This window comes from Kitasatospora sp. NPDC043950 (assembly GCF_056435345.1).
In genome coordinates this window covers 228,854-245,196 of record NZ_JBWKER010000005.1, presented here as the reverse complement: position 1 = coordinate 245,196, position 16,343 = coordinate 228,854, and the positions used below count along the sequence as shown (strand labels likewise).

General features: G+C 73.2%; 14 protein-coding genes. 2 read left to right on the top strand and 12 right to left on the bottom strand.

The features are described 5' to 3' along the window. Nucleotides 1-310: 310 nt before the first annotated feature. The 11 genes from AC07BF_RS05715 to AC07BF_RS05665 form a co-directional block, all read right to left on the bottom strand. Nucleotides 311-1,381: a glycosyltransferase gene (locus AC07BF_RS05715; protein ID WP_478333015.1), complete on the bottom strand. Its 1,071-nt coding sequence runs from the start codon at nt 1,379-1,381 to the stop codon at nt 311-313. After that, nucleotides 1,378-2,163, bottom strand: a complete 786-nt coding sequence (gene surE, locus AC07BF_RS05710; protein ID WP_478333014.1) for a 5'/3'-nucleotidase SurE — start codon at nt 2,161-2,163, stop codon at nt 1,378-1,380. The genes AC07BF_RS05715 and surE overlap by 4 nt, the downstream gene beginning before the upstream one ends. Before the next feature lies 1 nt (nt 2,164). Then, a complete protein-coding gene (gene moaA, locus AC07BF_RS05705) occupies nt 2,165-3,199 on the bottom strand; it encodes a GTP 3',8-cyclase MoaA (protein ID WP_478333013.1) in 1,035 nt (344 codons plus the stop codon). Then, nucleotides 3,196-4,350, bottom strand: coding sequence for a deoxynucleoside kinase (locus tag AC07BF_RS05700; RefSeq protein WP_478333012.1), 1,155 nt, complete (start codon nt 4,348-4,350; stop codon nt 3,196-3,198). Before AC07BF_RS05700 ends, moaA begins: the two co-directional genes overlap by 4 nt. After that, nucleotides 4,350-6,656 carry an MBL fold metallo-hydrolase gene (locus AC07BF_RS05695; RefSeq protein ID WP_363585531.1) on the bottom strand — a complete coding sequence of 769 codons (2,307 nt, stop codon included), beginning with the start codon at nt 6,654-6,656 and terminating at the stop codon, nt 4,350-4,352. Before AC07BF_RS05695 ends, AC07BF_RS05700 begins: the two co-directional genes overlap by 1 nt. 123 nt (nt 6,657-6,779) lie before the next feature. Further along, nucleotides 6,780-7,364, bottom strand: coding sequence for a non-canonical purine NTP pyrophosphatase (locus AC07BF_RS05690; protein WP_363585530.1), 585 nt, complete (start codon nt 7,362-7,364; stop codon nt 6,780-6,782). Nucleotides 7,365-7,412: 48 nt separating this feature from the next. Further along, nucleotides 7,413-8,183, bottom strand: a complete 771-nt coding sequence (locus AC07BF_RS05685; RefSeq protein WP_478333011.1) for an SDR family NAD(P)-dependent oxidoreductase — start codon at nt 8,181-8,183, stop codon at nt 7,413-7,415. A gap of 216 nt (nt 8,184-8,399) precedes the next feature. Continuing rightward, nucleotides 8,400-10,475, bottom strand: coding sequence for a DUF2264 domain-containing protein (locus AC07BF_RS05680; protein ID WP_478333010.1), 2,076 nt, complete (start codon nt 10,473-10,475; stop codon nt 8,400-8,402). A gap of 268 nt (nt 10,476-10,743) precedes the next feature. Continuing rightward, nucleotides 10,744-12,201 carry an aldehyde dehydrogenase family protein gene (locus tag AC07BF_RS05675; protein ID WP_363585527.1) on the bottom strand — a complete coding sequence of 486 codons (1,458 nt, stop codon included), beginning with the start codon at nt 12,199-12,201 and terminating at the stop codon, nt 10,744-10,746. 12 nt (nt 12,202-12,213) lie between these two features. Continuing rightward, nucleotides 12,214-13,224 carry an alcohol dehydrogenase catalytic domain-containing protein gene (locus AC07BF_RS05670; RefSeq protein WP_363585526.1) on the bottom strand — a complete coding sequence of 337 codons (1,011 nt, stop codon included), beginning with the start codon at nt 13,222-13,224 and terminating at the stop codon, nt 12,214-12,216. Nucleotides 13,225-13,269: 45 nt separating this feature from the next. Then, nucleotides 13,270-14,025, bottom strand: coding sequence for an SDR family NAD(P)-dependent oxidoreductase (locus tag AC07BF_RS05665; RefSeq protein ID WP_363585525.1), 756 nt, complete (start codon nt 14,023-14,025; stop codon nt 13,270-13,272). 120 nt (nt 14,026-14,145) lie between these two features. On the opposite strand from AC07BF_RS05665, the gene AC07BF_RS05660 reads away from it, so the two are divergent. Next, a complete protein-coding gene (locus AC07BF_RS05660; RefSeq protein WP_478333009.1) occupies nt 14,146-14,328 on the top strand; it encodes a hypothetical protein in 183 nt (60 codons plus the stop codon). 207 nt (nt 14,329-14,535) lie between these two features. Here the strand turns inward: AC07BF_RS05660 and AC07BF_RS05655 are convergent, their stop codons facing one another. Next, nucleotides 14,536-14,850, bottom strand: a complete 315-nt coding sequence (locus tag AC07BF_RS05655) for a DUF6968 family protein (protein ID WP_478333008.1) — start codon at nt 14,848-14,850, stop codon at nt 14,536-14,538. A gap of 213 nt (nt 14,851-15,063) precedes the next feature. On the opposite strand from AC07BF_RS05655, the gene AC07BF_RS05650 reads away from it, so the two are divergent. Further along, nucleotides 15,064-16,230 (top strand): serine hydrolase domain-containing protein, encoded by a 1,167-nt coding sequence (locus tag AC07BF_RS05650; protein ID WP_478333007.1) that lies wholly within the window; start codon nt 15,064-15,066, stop codon nt 16,228-16,230. The last annotated feature ends 113 nt before the right edge of the window (nt 16,231-16,343 follow it).

Here is a 16,343-nt window from a genome sequence, read left to right as displayed (position 1 = left end):
TGGACCCCGACCGCCTGTCCTTCACCCGCAGCCTGCGGGTCGTACGCCGCCAGGTCCCCGCCCAGGCGGCGCTTTCCCCCCGGCACACTCGCCAGGGCGCTGACCCGCACCCTGGCTGAGATCACCGACCGCCTGCTACCCGAACGCCGCAGGCGGACCTGCCCCCGCGTCATCAAACGCAAGATGTCCAACTGGCCCCTCAAGCGCGCCCAACACCGCAACTGGCCGCAACCAGAACCGGCGACAGTCACCATCACCCAGCCAGGAGCAACCTAAAGTCACCGGCATTGCTCCTAGATCCGGACAGGACCTAAGGGAGCACCAGGGCCCGGGCCAGTGCGGCCGCCCCGTCGGGTTCGGACGGGGCGGCCGGCATCGGACGGCGGCCGCTCCGCAGGAGCAGGTACAGCGCCTGGGCGATCGCGTCCGGGTCCGGCTCGGCGACCATCGCGTTCAGCCGGCCGGCGGCGGCCCGCAGGTGGACTCGCTGGTCGTCGAAGTCGCGCACGCCCGGGACGATCACTGCCGGCACGCCGGAACGGGCCAGTTCCTGCACGGTGTTGTAGCCGCCGTGGGTGATCGCGGCCGTCGCGTGTCGGTACACGTCGTGGTCCGGTCCGAGGTACGGGGTCACCCGGACCGGGCCGGACAGGCCCGGCGGGACGGTCACCCGGCCCCGGAAGTTCGGGCCGGTAAGAACCAGGAGATCGGCGGGCCGCGGGTCGTGGCGCGGCCCGGCTGTCCGCAACCCGTACGTCCGCACCGCGTCGAGGGCGGCGTCGAGGAAGGCGGGCGCGTCCGCGTGCCCGCCGCCGCCCGCGACCACCGCGATCCTCGGCTCCCCGGTACCCGGGGGCCAGGGCGAGCGGGTGCCCAGCAGGCGCCGGACCACGTGCGGGATCCCGGTCAGCCGTACCCCGTGGGCGGTCTCCTCCCGGCCGGGCTCGCCCAGCAGGTAGACCTGCACGATCGCGGGGGTGTGGCGGGCGACCCAGGCGGCGGGGTCGGGCCGGTTGCGCTGAAAGCGGTGCACCAGGACCTGCCGGCAGCCGAGCCTGGCGGCCCGGTCGTACAGCTCCCGCTGCACGGTGACGTCGTGCAGCACGACGTCACCGGTGGTGAGCGCCTGGTCGACCAGCGCCCGCGCCAGTCGGTGGTCGACGCTCGGCCCGGTGCCGCACAGCGGCTCGCCGACCAGGCTGTCGGCGTCGGTGGGAATGGTCACCTGGGCGAATCCGTGGTCCTCGGTGAGTCGCTGCTCGCGGTCGGTGAGCAGCAGGGAATCCCACCCGAGGGCGCGCAGTTCGGTGTGGACGGCGATCAGCCGGGACACGTGGCCGAGGCCGCGGCCCCAGGCGAAGGAGACGACCCGCCCGTTCATCGCCGGACACCGTTCACGGGCAGCACCACCGCCGGGTCCGCCCGCACACCGCTCAACGCGGTGACCGTCGCGTACCCGGCGGCGAGGGCGGCGACGTCGCCGACCCGGCCGGGGAGGCCGGTCGTGCCGGTCCTGCCGGTCTCCTGGTAGCCGATCCTGATCAGGTCCGGCCCGATGCGGACGGCCGACAGCCGGACGGCGGGGTCGTCGGCGAGGCCTGCGGCCCGGACGCCGCGCAGCCGTTCCGGAGGCACGTTGGGCGCGTTGACGTTGAGGACCACCGGGGGTCGGGCGGCCGGCAGCACCTCGCCGGGGCCCGGTACCTCGACGAGCGGCAGCACCTCGGCGAGGGCCAGCAGCGCGGTCTGCCAGTGCAGCACAGCCCCGAGGTCGATCGAGACGGCCACGCCGGGGCGGCCGAACCGCGCGGCGGTGAGCGCCGCACCGACCGTGCCCGAGTGCAGGACCGAACTCCCGAGGTTGGCTCCCGGATTGATGCCGGACAGGACCAGGTCGGGCGGCTCGCCCCAGAGCCCCTGGCAGGCGAGGGTGACGATCAGCGCGGGTGGGCCGGCGACGGTGTGGACCAGGGTGTCGTCGACCCGCCGGGTGCCGACCCGGACCAGCCCGTCCGCGGGCACCGCCCGGCTGGTTCCGCTCCCGCTGGCCTCGCCTTCGGGTGCCGCGGCCAGCACGTCCATGCCCCGGTCGGCGGCGAACGCGGCCAGCCGGTGCAGTCCCTCCGCCGCGGCCCCGTCGTCGTTGGTGACGAGTACCCGCACCTCAGCCGCCGATCATCGACATGCTGCGGGCCGGCCGGACGAAGTCCGGATGGTTGATCTTGTGGCCGGGCCACTTGTGCCACAGGGCCTCGCGGACCAGGCGTTCGAGCTCCGCGTCGTCCGCGTCGGAGCGCAGCGCGGCGCGCAGGTCGTGCTCCTCCAGGGCGAAGAGGCAGACCCGGAACTGCCCTTCGGAGGTCACCCGCATCCGGTTGCAGCTCGCGCAGAACGGCCGGGTGACGGACGGGATGAACCCGATCGAGCCGGGTGCGCCGTCCGCGAAGCGGAACACGCTGGCTGGCTGCGGGCCCTCGGCGGCGACCGGTTCGAGCGGGTAGGCGGCCGCGACGGCTGCCATGGACTCGTCCGCCGGGACCACCTTGCCGCGTTCCCAGGACTGTTCGGCGTCCAGCGGCATGTACTCGATGAACCGGACGTCGTAACCGTGCTCGCGGGCGAGCCGGGCGAAGTCGACCGCCTCGTCGTCGTTGGTGCCGCGGATCACCACACAGTTGATCTTGACCGGGTCGAAGCCCGCCACTCGGGCGGCGGCCAGGCCCGCCCGCATCCGTTCGAGCGCGTCACGCCTGGTCATCTCCTGGTACCGGTGGCGCAGAAGCGAGTCGCAGGAGACCGTGACCCGGCGCAGCCCGGCGGCGTACAGCGGTTCGGCGAGCCGGTTCAGCAGCAGCCCGTTGGTGGTCATCGACACGTCGAGGTCCGGTCCGAGCGAGCAGATGCGGCGGACGATCTCCGGGAGCTCCCGCCGTACCGTGGGCTCACCTCCGGTGATCTTGAACTCGCGGACGCCGAGGCGGTGGAAGAGCCGGGCCAGGCGGTCGATCTCGTCCACCGTCAGGATGTCGTCGCGGCCCAACCACGGCAGGCCCTCGGCCGGCATGCAGTAGGTGCATCGAAGGTTGCACTTGTCGATGACGGAGATCCGCAGGTCCCCGGCGACGCGGCCGAGGGTGTCGACGAGTGGCCCCTCGGTGGGAGCCGGGCCGGGGTTGCGCCAGTCGGCGGACACGCTCATGTGGCTGACTCCTCGGGATCTGGATCGGGTGCGCATGCGTAGGTGTCGGGCAGAAGACGGCGGAAGCGGCTGAGCACGTCCTGGGGGCTGAGCTCCGAGGCGTCCACGCGGTGCACGGGCACACGCGCGGCCAGGTCCTCGGCGACGTCCTCGAAGCACTGGGCGACGAGGGCCACGTACCGGCTGGTGAAGGTGCGCTCCAGCTTGCGGTTGCGGCGACGCATCCGGCGCATGAGCACCTCGGTGCGGGCCGTCAGGTGGACGACCGCGGTGGGCGGCGGCAGCATCGCGGTGACGAGGCAGTGGTAGCGGTAGTACGCCTCGTACTGGTGAACTGACAGGTCGCCGTTCAGGTAGAGCGCCTTGGCGTAGGCGAGCGAACTGTGCACGTCCTGGTCGAGGACGCCGGCCCGGCCGGTGCGCAGGTTCTGCAGGACGCGCAGCAGCAGCGTCTCCAGCTGGCAGAGGAACGCCGCCGAGCCGTCGCCGAGGAGGTAGCGGGTGAGGTAGTTGTCCCGGCCCGGGCCCCGGGTGACGGGAACGATGTCCGGGACGTGCTCGATCCCGGTGTCCTGCGCCGCGAACCGGTTGAGCAGGGTGCTCTTGCCGACCGCCGGCGGCCCGAGGACGACCACGGCGGCCGGCGCCTCCGGCCGGTCGAGGACCGGCACCTCGCCGATCAGCCGGTGTGCGGCGGCTTCGATGACCGCCGGCGGCGGCCGGTCCTTCGAGAACCCGGCCAGTGCGACGGCCAGGGCGCCGAGCCAGCCGGTGTCGGCGTCCTCGCCTGCGGGTACGGCGCCGAGCCGGTCCACCGCCACCCAGTGGTACCCGGGCGTGGCCGTACGACCGGCGGTCCGGTCGGGCGGCCGCCAGCCGAACACCCGCAGGTTGCGGGCCGGCGTACCGGCTCGGCGGTCGGCCTCGGCGTACAACTCGCCGAGGTGGACGAGCTGTTCGGCCGGAGCATGCAGTCCGCTGCCGCGCGCCAGGGCGGTCGCGGCCGCCTGGCGGTACGAGGTCCCGGGCTCGACGGTCACCGACGGCGGCTCGGCCCGGGTCTCGGCGAGCAGGATCCGGCCACCCTCCAGGACGAGGCAGCAGGCGTCGGTGCGGGCGGACCGATGGCGTGGTGGCGGGTCGGTGAGCATCACACTCCCGGTCGATGGGGTTCGCGGGACATCGGGACCCCACTGGGGGCGGCCTGGGTGCAGGCGAGCAGGAAGACGCGCTCGGCGAACGCGGCGGGACTCAGCCCCTGGCAGAGCTCGGCGGTCTCCCGGGGCGGCAGCAGCCAGGAGAAGCGGGTCTCGCCGGTGAGCAGGGCGCACAACGGATCCCCGGGGGCCGGCAGCAGGCGGAAGGCGGCACTCGCCGAGTCGGGCTCGGGCGCGCCCGCCGCCGGCTCGGCCGCGTCCACGACCGAGCCGGTCAGCGGGCGGCCGGGGGCCGCCTCCAGCCGCAGGGTGCGGACCGCCCCCGGCGGAGCGGTCCGCCGCGGTACGCCGAGCCACCACTCCCGCTCCGCGCCCGCCCACGGCGGCGGGGGTGCCGTCAGGCGGCCGTCCCAGCCCTGGCGCAGCAGGTCGGCGAGCAGCCGCTCCGGGGTGATCGGGAACAGCGCGGCGGCCCGCCAGCGGGGGACTGCCACGCCGGCCGGCAGCGTCCACAGCACCTGCCAGTCACGGACGGGCGAGCGTCGGAGGTTGGCGAGCAGCGCCCGGTACGACTCGCCCGGGAAGCGCACCCCGCCGCCGAGCTGCGGCTGCGCCTCGGTGAGGCAGGTCAGCACCAGCACGCCGGTCGCCGGGGCACCCGGACCAGGCTCCGGCCAGTCGGCGCGGCCGAGGATGCCGACGTACACGGCCCCGCCCTCGTACCGGAGGGGGCCCGAGGCGGCGGCCGGGTCCTCGCCGACGGCCAGGCGGGCGGCGATCCGGCGCCAGACGACCTCGGCGATCGGCGGACGGTCGGACGCGCGCAGCGGTGCCGGGGGGTGCGCCGGGCCGGCCCGGCGCGGATCCGGCCGGCGCGGCGCCGACAGGCGGGCCCCGGTCTCGTCCGCCCCAGCCTTGAGCAGGGCGTCCACCTCGGTGTCCAGCTCGGCCAGCGGGGAGCCGAGCCGGGCCCGCAGCAGCAACGCGAACAAGCCGATGCCGGACAGCACGACGCGTCCCTCGGCGGGCACCGGGTCGTGTCGGCTGGTGATCACGGTGAGCCCGGGTTCGGCCTCGGCGTCCAGCCCCGGTCGGATCTCGCGGAGCCTGCCACCGTACTGCGCGGCCGAGTAGCCCAACCGGGCGGCCAGCAACCCGTCGAGGTCGTCGGCACAGACCGCCAGCTCGACGTCGGGGCGGGCGCTGGGCGGCGTCCGGGTGAGGGCACCGTCCGCGCCGAGCCGGACGAAGCGCTCGGCCACGGCACGGCCCTCGGCGCCGACCAGGGCAAGGCGGTAGCAGGTGGGGCGCAGCCGGTCCAGCGACGGCGGCAGTCCGCCGAACCCGGTGCAGGGCGGGCCGAGCAGCCGGTCGAGACCGTCGTGCTCCGCGGCCTCATCGGCCTGGTGACGCGCCGCCAGGCCTTCGATCCACTCCCCCGGTGCATGGGACCGGTCCTGCGGCTCGCCGGTGGCCCGGACCCAGTCGGCGGCGCGGGCGACGACACGGACCGAACCGTCCGGCCGCACCTCGATCCGGTCCCCGGGATCGGGACGCAGGACGACCCGGCTCGCGTCGTCCGCGAGGATCAGCCGGTCGACGGTCTCGGGCGGGACCGGGAACTTGTGCCGGTTGAGCCACGCGGCCGCACCGAGCGCGTACTGTCCCTCCGGCAGCGGGACGACGTGGCGCGGCCTGGCCCGGGCCAGCAGGGCGGCCGGCGGGTCGGCCCAGTCGGGATCCGGGCCGAGCGGCACCCCGTCGACACTGCGCGTCTCCAGAATCGGCTGACACGGCGCCAGGAGCAGGTCCGGCGGGCCTGCGGAGGCCACCAGCCGGTCCACCCACTCGGGCCGGACGATGCTGTCGACCAGGTGCCAGACGAAGGTGCGGCCGCTCCGCACGGCCAGGCCGTGTTCCGGCCCCTGGAAGGTCGACGGCGTCCAGGTCAGGCGCAGGCCGGGGCGCGGGGCGAGCTCGAACCAGTCGTGCACGACGGTGGTCCGGGTGAATCCGAGCCGGTCCAGGACATGGGTGATGCGCGCATCGGCCGGGTGCAGCACGGGCACGCCGCGATCGAGCGCGTGCAGGGAGGCGGGGTCGAAGTGGTCGCGGTGCGAGTGCGAGATCCACACCGCGTCCGGCCGGGGCAGTCTCGGCACGGCGATCCGGCGGGCGGGGGCGAAGCCGAGCAGGCCGGACCGGTAGGTGTCCCCCACCAACGGGTCGCACAGCAGGCGGAAGCCGTTCGCCTCGATCAGCAGCGTCGCGTGCCCGCCCACGTCCACGGTGACTGCCATCCGTTCCCCCCTCGTGCGGTCGGTCCCGGTCGGTCGCTCATCGGGCGCTCATCAGTCGGGCGGTCATCGCCCGGGCGGGCATCAGTCGGGCGGGCATCAGTCGGGCGGGCATCGGCCGGGCGGTCATCGGCCGTTCAGGCGTGCGAGCAGGTCGCGGAACGCCCGTCCGCGGCAGTAGTAGTGCGCCTTCTCCCCTGCGGACATCTCGGCCAGCGTGCGTCCGTCGCCCTCGCCCGGCACGAACACCGCGTCGTAGCCGAATCCGGTGGTACCGCGCGGCTGCCGGATGACCGTGCCTCGGGCGACCCCGGTCCCCACCAGCCGAGTGCCGTCCGGATAGCCGAGCACGGCCACGGTCCGCACCCAGGCGCCCCGCGACTGCTCGGACACGCCGGCGAGTTCGCGCAGCAGCTTGGCGGTGTTCGCGGCCTCACCGGCGTGGTCGCCTGCGTAGCGGCCGGAGCGCAGTCCGGGCGCGCCGCCGAGCGCGTCGACCTCCAGGACGGTGTCGTCGGCGACGGCGGGCAGCCCGGTGGCCGCCGCCACCGCCGCCGCCTTGGCCCAGGCGTTCTCCTCGACCGTGCTGCCGTCCTCCGGGGTGTCCGGGAGCCAGAGCGGGCGCGGGACGAGGTCCAGGGCGGAGCCGAGCAGCACGGTGATCTCGGCGGCCTTGGCGGGGTTGGCGGTGGCCAGCACGACGCGGATCATGTCGAACTCCTTAACGGGAGTTGTGCATTGACCTTGCCTCTGATTGCCTCAGGCGGCACTCCCGCGTCGCCCCGGAAGTACGCCGGGTTCGGACCGGATGTGCCCCATGGCCAGGTAGCCGCCGTCGACCGGGAGGTCGGTGCCGGTGACGAAGGTCGCGCCGGGCCCGCACAGGAACAGCACCGCCGCCGCGATCTCCTCCGGCTCGCCGACCCGGCGCAGGATGTGGTGATCGCCGAGCACCGGGCCCCAGCCGGCCCGGTCGCCGCCGGTCATCCGGTCCAGCTCGGGCGTCCAGACCAGGCCCGGGGAGACGCTGTTGACCCGGATACCGTGCTCGGCCAGGTCGAGGGCCTGGCACCGGGTGAGGGCGAGCAGGGCGCCCTTGGTGGCGTTGTACGTCCACTGCGCGGGCTGTGCGATGTGCCCCGAGACCGAGGCGATGTTGACGACCGCGCCGCCGCCCGCCCCGCGCATCAGCGGAACGACGGCCGAGGTCATCAGCGCCGTGCCCTTGACGTTGGTGCCCAGACTGATGTCCCAGTCCTCGGCCGTGGCGTCCTCGCCCCGGGACAGGAACGTCGCGGCGCAGTTCACCAGCGCGCGGACCGGCAGGCCGACCGCGCCGGCGGCCTCGGCCGCCGCGAGGCAGTCGGCGGGCCGGGAGATGTCACCGTGCACGGGGGTCGCGCCGCCCTCGAACTCGGCGGCGGCGAGGCGCAGTGCGGGCGCGTCCCGGTCCACCAGCACGACGTGGGCTCCCGCGTCGGCGAAGGCGTGCGCGGTGGCCCGCCCGATCCCGGACGCGGCTCCGGTCACCACGCACACCGTTCCCGAGGGTCTCGCGGCCGACGGTCTCGGTGCGTACGGCCGGGGTGTCGGCACTGGAGCCACGGACGTCCTCCTGTCCTGGGTGCGCTCGTCGCCCGGCGCACACGACGCCGGTCGACGGGACTCGCGTCGACGGGACTCGCCGAATCGTCCCCGGAATCGTCACCGAGCCCCGCCCCGGGGACAACGGGAAATCCGGACATCTCAGCCCTGGACGACCGGAGCATGCCAGGGCAGGACCGGGCGGACCAGGAGTTTCCGCCCGTCCGGCCACGCCAGGCGGACCTCCGTACCAGCCACGCGGACCGTCACGTCCGGCGCCTCGGGCGCCCCCGGCGCGCCGGTCAGCAGCACAGCACTGACCACCACGGTGAAAGATTCTGACGTTCCGTCAAATACCTCTGCCGAAGCGGGCGGAAGCACGAGGAGGGGCACGGCGGAACAGTGGCCGAAGGCGTTCGCTCGCACGCAGCGGTACACCTCCGCCGCCGCCCAGCCGTGCAACCCGGCCACCGCGCTGACCAACCCCGGTCCGTTCGCACCGGGCGCCACCCGGACGGCCGCGCCCGGACCTCGACCCACCGCTCCCCACTCGGCGGGTACCGCCTCCGGCTCCTCCTCGGCCGCCAGCGCGTAGCCCCCCTCGCGCACTCCCCAGCCGGCCGGCCGACACAGGCCGTGCACCCTGATCTCCCAGGGCCCGGCCGGCACCGAGACGCTCACCACGGGCGGCGGCAGCACGCCGGGTACGGGCCCGCCCGGAGGCAGCGGCCGGTGCCAGGAGGCGGCGTACCGGTCGGTCAGGGCGAGCGGGTGGATGCGCTCGCGGCGAGTGGCGGTGCCGTCCGGCAGGAGCAGCGCCAGGTGGTTGTCGAGCCGCAGCGCCTCCGTTTCCGGGCCGATCAGCGGCCCGGTGCGGGTCGAGTAGGCGAACCTGGCGTAGTGGGGGTCGTCGCGCTCGACCGCCGGCGGAGCCGTCAGATAGCAGGAGCCGTGGTTGAGCACCCGGACGAGCCCGTCGGCCGAGGTCCGCTGGACCAGGAACCCGGGAGCGGGCAACGCGGCCGACACATCCGCGCGCTCCTGCACGAGCTGCTCCTCGGGCTCCGTCCACACCGGGTGACCGGCCGGGAGCAGCAGCCCCAGGAACCCCATGGCCGCCGCGTACGGCGAACCGGGCGAGCTGTAGACCTGGGCCGCCGCGCTCTGCTCCCCGTACCAGCCGAGCGGAAGCAGGCCCCGCGGATCGGGCACTCCCCGCTCGGTGAAGTGCCGCAGCACGCCGGACGCCAGCCGTCGGGTCTGCCCTGCGGTGAGCGGGGTCGCGTCGTCCAGCGCACCGAGCCAGAACGGGGCCAGACAGGCGAAGCGGTAGCTCAGCGACCGCCCCTGGTGCAGCACGGCGCCGTCCGGCCCGAACAGCAGCCGGTACTGGGTGAGGAAGCGGTACAGCCGTTCGCGGTGGAGCGCCGCCCTCGCCCCGGCGCGTTCGCCCGCGATCCGCGCCCACAGCAGCGGGTAGAGGTGCAGCCCCCAGGCGTTGTAGTGGTCGAAGCGGCGGCCGGCATCGTAGGCCGCCGCCGGGCCGACGGCGTACTCCCCCGGGCCGCCCGAGCGGTAGTCGTGGCGGATCTCCGGCCCGTCCAGGTACCAGCCGTCGCCCGAGTACCAGGGCTCGATCTGCTCCAGCCGGGACTCGATCTCGGCCCGGTCGTGCCCGGCACCGACCGAGGCGAGGAACTCGCCGACCACCGCTTGGAAGAGCACGTGGTTGTTCTCCCGGACCCCCCGGCCGACCGTCCCGCCGAGCCACCGTGCCACCTGCTCCTGCTGACCGGACGTCAGCCGGTCCCAGATCCACGGGCGGGACTCGTGCAGGGCCACCGCGATCGACGCGGCCTCGACGATCTGCTGCGAGTAGTCGGTGACCATCGGCCAGCACTCCGGCCCCCCGGGGTCCGTGCCGGCGAGCAGCCCGGCAGTGACCTGGCCCGCGAGCTCGGCTAGCCGGCCGTGCCCGGACTCGTCCCCGGCCGCCGACCGGAGGGCTGCCAGCACCGCCATCCGCGCGAACCCCTCCAGGCCGTCGGTGTCGCCACCCGACCAACTCCCGCGCCCCGGCGGCGAGATCCGCGCCCCGAGCGGGCTGCGGTAGGGCCGCAGGGACGCCAGCAGATGATCCGCGACCGCGATCCAGTGCCGACGGGTCCAGCCGGTCACCGGCGCGCCGTCCCGGTCCTCGGGAGGCAGTTCGAGCCCGGGTGTCGGTCGACCTCGCATACGGCGGCCTCCTCGTGTCGGCGGTGTCGGCGGTGTCGGCGGCACCGGCGCCCCTCGCGCGTGCGACCGAGCACACCTGACCGAAGACCGGACAGGCCCGCTCATGCTGCCTGCGCGACGTTGCCGCCTGCCGAGTGCACGGTAGACGAGCCCACGGAGCGGGGGAACTCATGCGCGGCGGAACTGGGAGGAGGTCGATGGCGCTCTGACGCCGACGCCCCGGGCCCGGCCTGCCGGACTCCCCCGGCAGGTCCGACCTGATGGTTCGTCAATCGCGCTTGATGGTACCGGTGGTGATGGTGATGTGCTTGTACTCGACGAAGTCGTCCATCACGGCCATGCCGTTCATCCGGCCGAGACCGGACTGTTTGAAGCCGCCTTCCTCGAACTCGTCGTAGACCTTGGCCCAGTCGTTGATCCAGATGGTGCCGGCGTCCAGTTCGCGCGCGACCCGTAGCGGGCGGTCGATGTCGCGGGACCAGATGCTGGCGGCGAGGCCGTACATGTTGTCGTTGGCGAGCCGGACGGCCTCGGCTTCGGTGTCGAAGACCTGGAAGGTGAGGACCGGGCCGAAGGTCTCCTGCTGGACGATGTCGAGGGAGTTGTCGGTGACCTCCAGCAGACTGGGGTGGTAGAAGGCGCCCTTGGCGAGCGGCCCTTCGGTGTACGGGCCGCCACGGACCAGGGGTTTGGCGCCGGCGGCGATCGCGGCCTGGACGACCTGGTCGATGCGTTCGGTGTTCGGCTTGTCGATGACGGGGCCGAGTTCGCTGGCCGGGTCGGCCGCCGGGCCCACCCGCAGGTTCTCCAGTCGGTCGGTCAGGCGCTCGCGCAGCGCGTCGGCGATGCCGCGTTGGGCCAGGATGCGGCTGCCGGTCATGCAGAACTGGCCGTTGAAGACGACCAGGGCGTTGACCAGGGCGGGGACGGTGGCGTCCAGGTCCGCGTCGTCGAACACCAGCATGGGGGTCTTGCCGCCGAGTTCGAGGCCGAAGCGCTTCAGGTGCTCGGCGCCGGTGGCGGAGATCGCCCGGCCGACCTCGGTGCTGCCGGTGTAGCTGATGCACGGCACGTCGGGCGAGGCGATCAGGTAGCGGGCACCGTTGCCGTGCAGTTCGGTGAAGGCGTTGACCACACCCCGGGGCAGCGAGCGGACCTCGGAGATGATCCGGTAGATCAGCGAGTTGATCTGGGCGGTCTGGCCGGGCATCTTCACCACCGTGGTGGTACCTGCGGCGAGTGCCGGGGCGAGCGAGCGGATCAGGAGCACGAGCGGCGAGTTCCAGGGCGTGATGATGCCGGACACCCCGCGCGGCTGGCGCAGCACCATGGAGAAGGAGCCGGGCTTCACCTCCAGCGCGCGGCCGTACTCGGTGCGCACCAGTGAGGCGTAGTAACGCAGCTTGGGCGGCACCATCTCCACTTCGAAGCGCGCGTGCGGCTTGAGTTTGCCGTTCTCCAGGGCCAGTGCCTCGACGAGGTCCTCGGTGTGGTCCTGGAAGGCGTGGGCCATCTCGTTGAGTGCGCGGACGCGCAGCAGCCGGTCGTCCTTCCATCCGGTCTGTTCGAAGGCCGTCTTCGCCGCCGTGATCGCGGCGGCGGCTTCCGTCTCGCCGCCGTCGGCGTACTGGCCGATCGTCTCTCCGGTGGCGGGGTTCGTACTGCCGGCGTGCGACGGGGAGTCCACCCACTCGCCGTTGATCCAGTGCAGGGCGGTCGTGTTCATGGGTTTCCTGTCCTACGGGAGGAGGACGGCGCGGTACCTGGCCTTGCCCATGTTCTGGAAGGTGTTCTCGGCGTCGTCGAGGGGGTGGGTCTCCACCATGGGGCGGATGCCCTTGAGGGCGGCGAAGGCCATCGCCTCCTCGCTGTCCTTGGCGTGGCCGCTGTACCAGCCGGCCAGCGCCCGGCGGCCGAACACCAGGAGTTCGGGGTCGACCTGGATCGGGTCCTGACCGGTGGCGATCACGACCAAGCGGCCGTTCGGCGCGAGCCCCTGGAGCAGATCGGCCTGGGAGGGGCTGTGGCCTGCGGTGGAGATGACGGCGACCGCCCCGCCGAGTTTGGCCAGCGCCTCGCCCGCGCTGCCCTCGTCGCTGGCGATGTACTCGTCGGCGCCGAGCCGGCGGGAGACGTCCTCCTTGGCACGGCCACGGTTGATCGCCACCGTGCGGAAGCCCATCTTGTCGGCGAACTGCACGGCGAGGTGGCCGAGTCCGCCGATGCCCTGGACGGCGACGGTGTCACCGGGGCCGGCGGCGCAGTGGCGCAGCGCGTTGAAGGTGGTGATGCCCGCGCACATCAGTGGACCGGCCTCCTCGTACGAGAGCTGGTCGGGGATGCGGGCCAGGGCGTCCTGGGGTGCGACGACGTACTCGGCGTAGCCGCCGTCGTAGGAGACGCCGACGATCCTGCCCTCCGCGCAGTTGGTGAAGTCGCCCCGGCGGCAGGGGTCGCAGACGTGGCAGCTGCCGCCGTGCCAGCCGATGCCAACCCGGTCGCCGGGCTTCCAGGTGATGACGCCGGGGCCCACCGCGTCGACCTCGCCGGCGATCTCGTGGCCGGGCACCCGGGGCAGGCGCACGCCGAGCAGGCCGTAGCGGACGATGTTCTCGCCGCCGCACACCCCGCAGGCGCGTACCCGCACCCGGACCTGGTCCGGCCCCGGCTCGGGGACCGGCAGTTCGCCGACCACGAAGGGTTCGCCGACCTCGACGACCTGCACGGCTTTCATCGTTGACGTGCTCATCCTGGTGACTCCTCGTGTGCCTCGTCCTGTTCGGGCCCGGCGGGGTCAGTTGCTGGAGCCGCCGTTCATCAGGACCTCCTCGCCGGTGATGAAGAACGACCTGTCGCTGGCCAGGAATTCGGCGACGTCGGCGACGTCCTCGGGGGTGGCGAGGCGGCCGATCGGAATCGTGTCCAGCAGCGCCTTCTTGTAGGGGTCGTCGTTGCTGACGCCGGTGAAGATGCCGGCTCCGTCGATCGGGCCGGGTAGCAGGGAGTTGACCGTCACGCCCCGGTGGCCGATCTCCTGGGCGAGGACCTTCACCAGGTACTTCGGGGCGGACTTGCTGGTGCCGTAGAGGCCGAGACCGGGCTGGGGGCGCGCGGTGGAGCTGGAGGCCATGTTGATGATCCGGCCCCCGTCCGCGACGTGCCGGGCGGCAGCCTGGATCACGAAGAACGGGCCCTTGGTGTTGACCCGGAACAGCAGGTCGTAGTCGTCCTCGGTGACGTCGGTGACCGGGATGTTGACCTTCTCGACACCCGCGTTGGCGACGACGATGTCGAGCTTTCCGAAGGCGTCCAGGCCGGCCCTGAACAGCTTCTCGATCTCGGCGACGTCCGACACGTCCGCCTGCACGGCGATCGCGCGAACGCCCGATGCGGTGGCCTTCGCCACCGCATCGTCGGCCGGTGCCTTGTCCCGTGAGTAGTTGAACACGACATCCGCTCCGCGCTCCGCGAAACGTAGCGCAACGGCCCTGCCGAGTCCCTTCGACGAGCCGGTGACCAGCGCGACCTTGCCCTTCAACGGCTGTGTCATCTGGGGTCCCTCTCTCGGCCCGCTCACGTCCGGCCCGGGCCTGCGCGACGATGACCCCCTCAGGCCAGTCAACCCGCCATGCCTGCGGGGCGCATCTCCACAACGTCGCGCGCCCGATGGGTGGCGGCACGCTACGTGCAGCGGCTCGAAGACCCGCGCGAGGGCCTGGTGGCAGACGGCGCGGTGGACCGGGACGCGCTACGCACCGTGGTGGACCTGCGCCGCCGCTACCAGCCGGACGCCACCTACCTGGGGACAGCCCTGGAGCCGGACCGCGGCCTGCTGCACACCCCGGTGTCTTGAGACCCTTCCGACGCGGCGGGCTGATCGCGGATCGGCCGCGACCAGCAGCGCGGCCGCTGACTGCCGCCGCCGGCACTCCTGAAGACGAGGCTGGTGCAGCACACCGACGACCGGGCCGTGCTCCTCACCATCGCCAAGCGCGACTGAAACAGCACACCGGGCAGGTGCCGGGCAGGTGCCGGACCGGCACCTGCCCGGTGTGTGCCCTCAGGAACCCTCGCCCCCCAGCATCAAGTCCGTCCCGCCCAGGAAGGTCAGCCCGGCGGCGTCGTTCGACTCGCTGGGAAAGCGGGTCAGCGCGAGTTGCAGGGCCTGCAACGAGTCCACGCCGAAGATCGCCGTCACGCGGTCGACGACGCCCGGGTGTCCGGTGATCCGGTACGGGCAGTACCAGTCCGGCCCCTCCGGGTCGCGGCAGGGCAGCCCGACCTCCAGCAGCACCGGCCTCTGCGTCCCGTCCGGAGCGGTAAAGGCCAGCTCACGACTGGCGATGACCTGGCCAAGCCCATATTCAGCGCTCACCGCAGCAGTACAACACACCCCACGGTTCGAAGCGCCTCTCCACCGGAAGGCCGGCAAGAGCACTGCCGGGAGCACGGTCCTGGTTGGGGCCGGCTCCCGGAGCCGGCTCCCGGGTGCGGTCTCGTCCTGGGTACGGACGAACTCGCCTGCCCCTGAATGGTCCTCTTGATCAAGGCCGGGAATCACCGGCGCCATTCCTCAGAGGGGTTCTTCGTGAACGAGCATGCACCGCACAGTCGCCTCCCGCGCTCGCGCCGGGGCGGCCGGCACCGGGCGGTGGCGGTCGTGACCGCCGTGGCCGCCGGCGTGATGACGGTCGGAGCGCTGGCACCGACCGCGGCGTTCGCGGGCGGCAAGCCGGACACCGTCCAGTCGAGCCTGAACGCGCTGGTGAAGGACGACGGCCTGCCCGCCGCGCTGGCCGCCGTCAAGGGCCGCGACGGCCGCACCCGCACCTACACCGCCGGTGTCGGCGACGTCGCCACCGGAGCCAAGGTGCCCACGGACGGGCAGGTGCGGATCGGCAGCAACACCAAGACCTTCACCGCCGTCGTCGTGCTCCAGCTCGTCGCCGAGGGAAAGGTCGGCCTGGACTCCCCCGTCGAGACCTACCTGCCCGGCCTGCTGCGCGGCGACGGCATCGACGGACGCAACATCACCGTCCGCCAACTGCTCCAGCACACCAGCGGCCTGCCCGAGTACGTGGACAAGGACTCGATCCTCACCGGTCCGACGCGCTACTACGAACCGCGCGAACTCCTCGACGCGGCCCTGGCCCAGAAGGCCCACTTCGCCCCGGGCACCAGCTGGGAGTACAGCAACACCAACTACCTGCTGGCCGGCCTGATCATCCAGAAGGTCACCGGGCGGCCGCTCGGCGAGGAGGTCAACCGGCGCATCGTCGACCGCATCGGCCTGCGCCACACCTACTTCCCCACCCCCGGGGACACGGGCATCCGCGAGGCCCACCCCAAGGGCTACAACCGGGACGCCGACGGCTCGCTCCGCGACTACACCGAACTGGACCCCTCCTGGGGCTGGGCGGCAGGCGCCGTCGTCTCCACCAACAGCGACATCACCCGCTTCTACACCGCGCTCCTCGGCGGCCGGCTCCTGCCCACGGCGCAGCTCGCCCAGATGCGCACCACCGTCCCCGCCGACGAGGTGGGCCCCGGCGCCCGCTACGGGTTGGGCCTGGTGAGCCGGCCGCTGTCGTGCGGCGGCCTCTACTGGGGCCACGGCGGGACCATTCCGGGCTACGAGACCGCCGGGGGCGCCACCGATGACGGCCGCGCCACCAGCATCGCGGTGACCATGATCCCAAGTGGTGCGGCCGGACAGCACGTTGAGGCCGCGGTGGACGCGGCCCTGTGCCGCTGACCCTCCCCGATCCGGCCTGAGCTTCCGCACCAGTACGACCCGCGGGTTCTGCGCGCCTCGGCGCGCGCGGAACCCGCGCGCTCGCGTACCCGCGCACCTGCACATCCCGCCAA

Coding starts and splice junctions, on each gene's coding strand:
- AC07BF_RS05665 (WP_363585525.1), bottom strand. CDS start 14,025: ATGACACAGCCGTTGAAGGGCAAGGTCGCGCTGGTCACCGGCTCGTCG.
- AC07BF_RS05670 (WP_363585526.1), bottom strand. CDS start 13,224: ATGAGCACGTCAACGATGAAAGCCGTGCAGGTCGTCGAGGTCGGCGAA.
- moaA (WP_478333013.1), bottom strand. CDS start 3,199: ATGAGCGTGTCCGCCGACTGGCGCAACCCCGGCCCGGCTCCCACCGAG.
- AC07BF_RS05700 (WP_478333012.1), bottom strand. CDS start 4,350: ATGCTCACCGACCCGCCACCACGCCATCGGTCCGCCCGCACCGACGCC.
- AC07BF_RS05675 (WP_363585527.1), bottom strand. CDS start 12,201: ATGAACACGACCGCCCTGCACTGGATCAACGGCGAGTGGGTGGACTCC.
- AC07BF_RS05715 (WP_478333015.1), bottom strand. CDS start 1,381: ATGAACGGGCGGGTCGTCTCCTTCGCCTGGGGCCGCGGCCTCGGCCAC.
- AC07BF_RS05690 (WP_363585530.1), bottom strand. CDS start 7,364: ATGATCCGCGTCGTGCTGGCCACCGCCAACCCCGCCAAGGCCGCCGAG.
- AC07BF_RS05695 (WP_363585531.1), bottom strand. CDS start 6,656: ATGGCAGTCACCGTGGACGTGGGCGGGCACGCGACGCTGCTGATCGAG.
- AC07BF_RS05680 (WP_478333010.1), bottom strand. CDS start 10,475: ATGCGAGGTCGACCGACACCCGGGCTCGAACTGCCTCCCGAGGACCGG.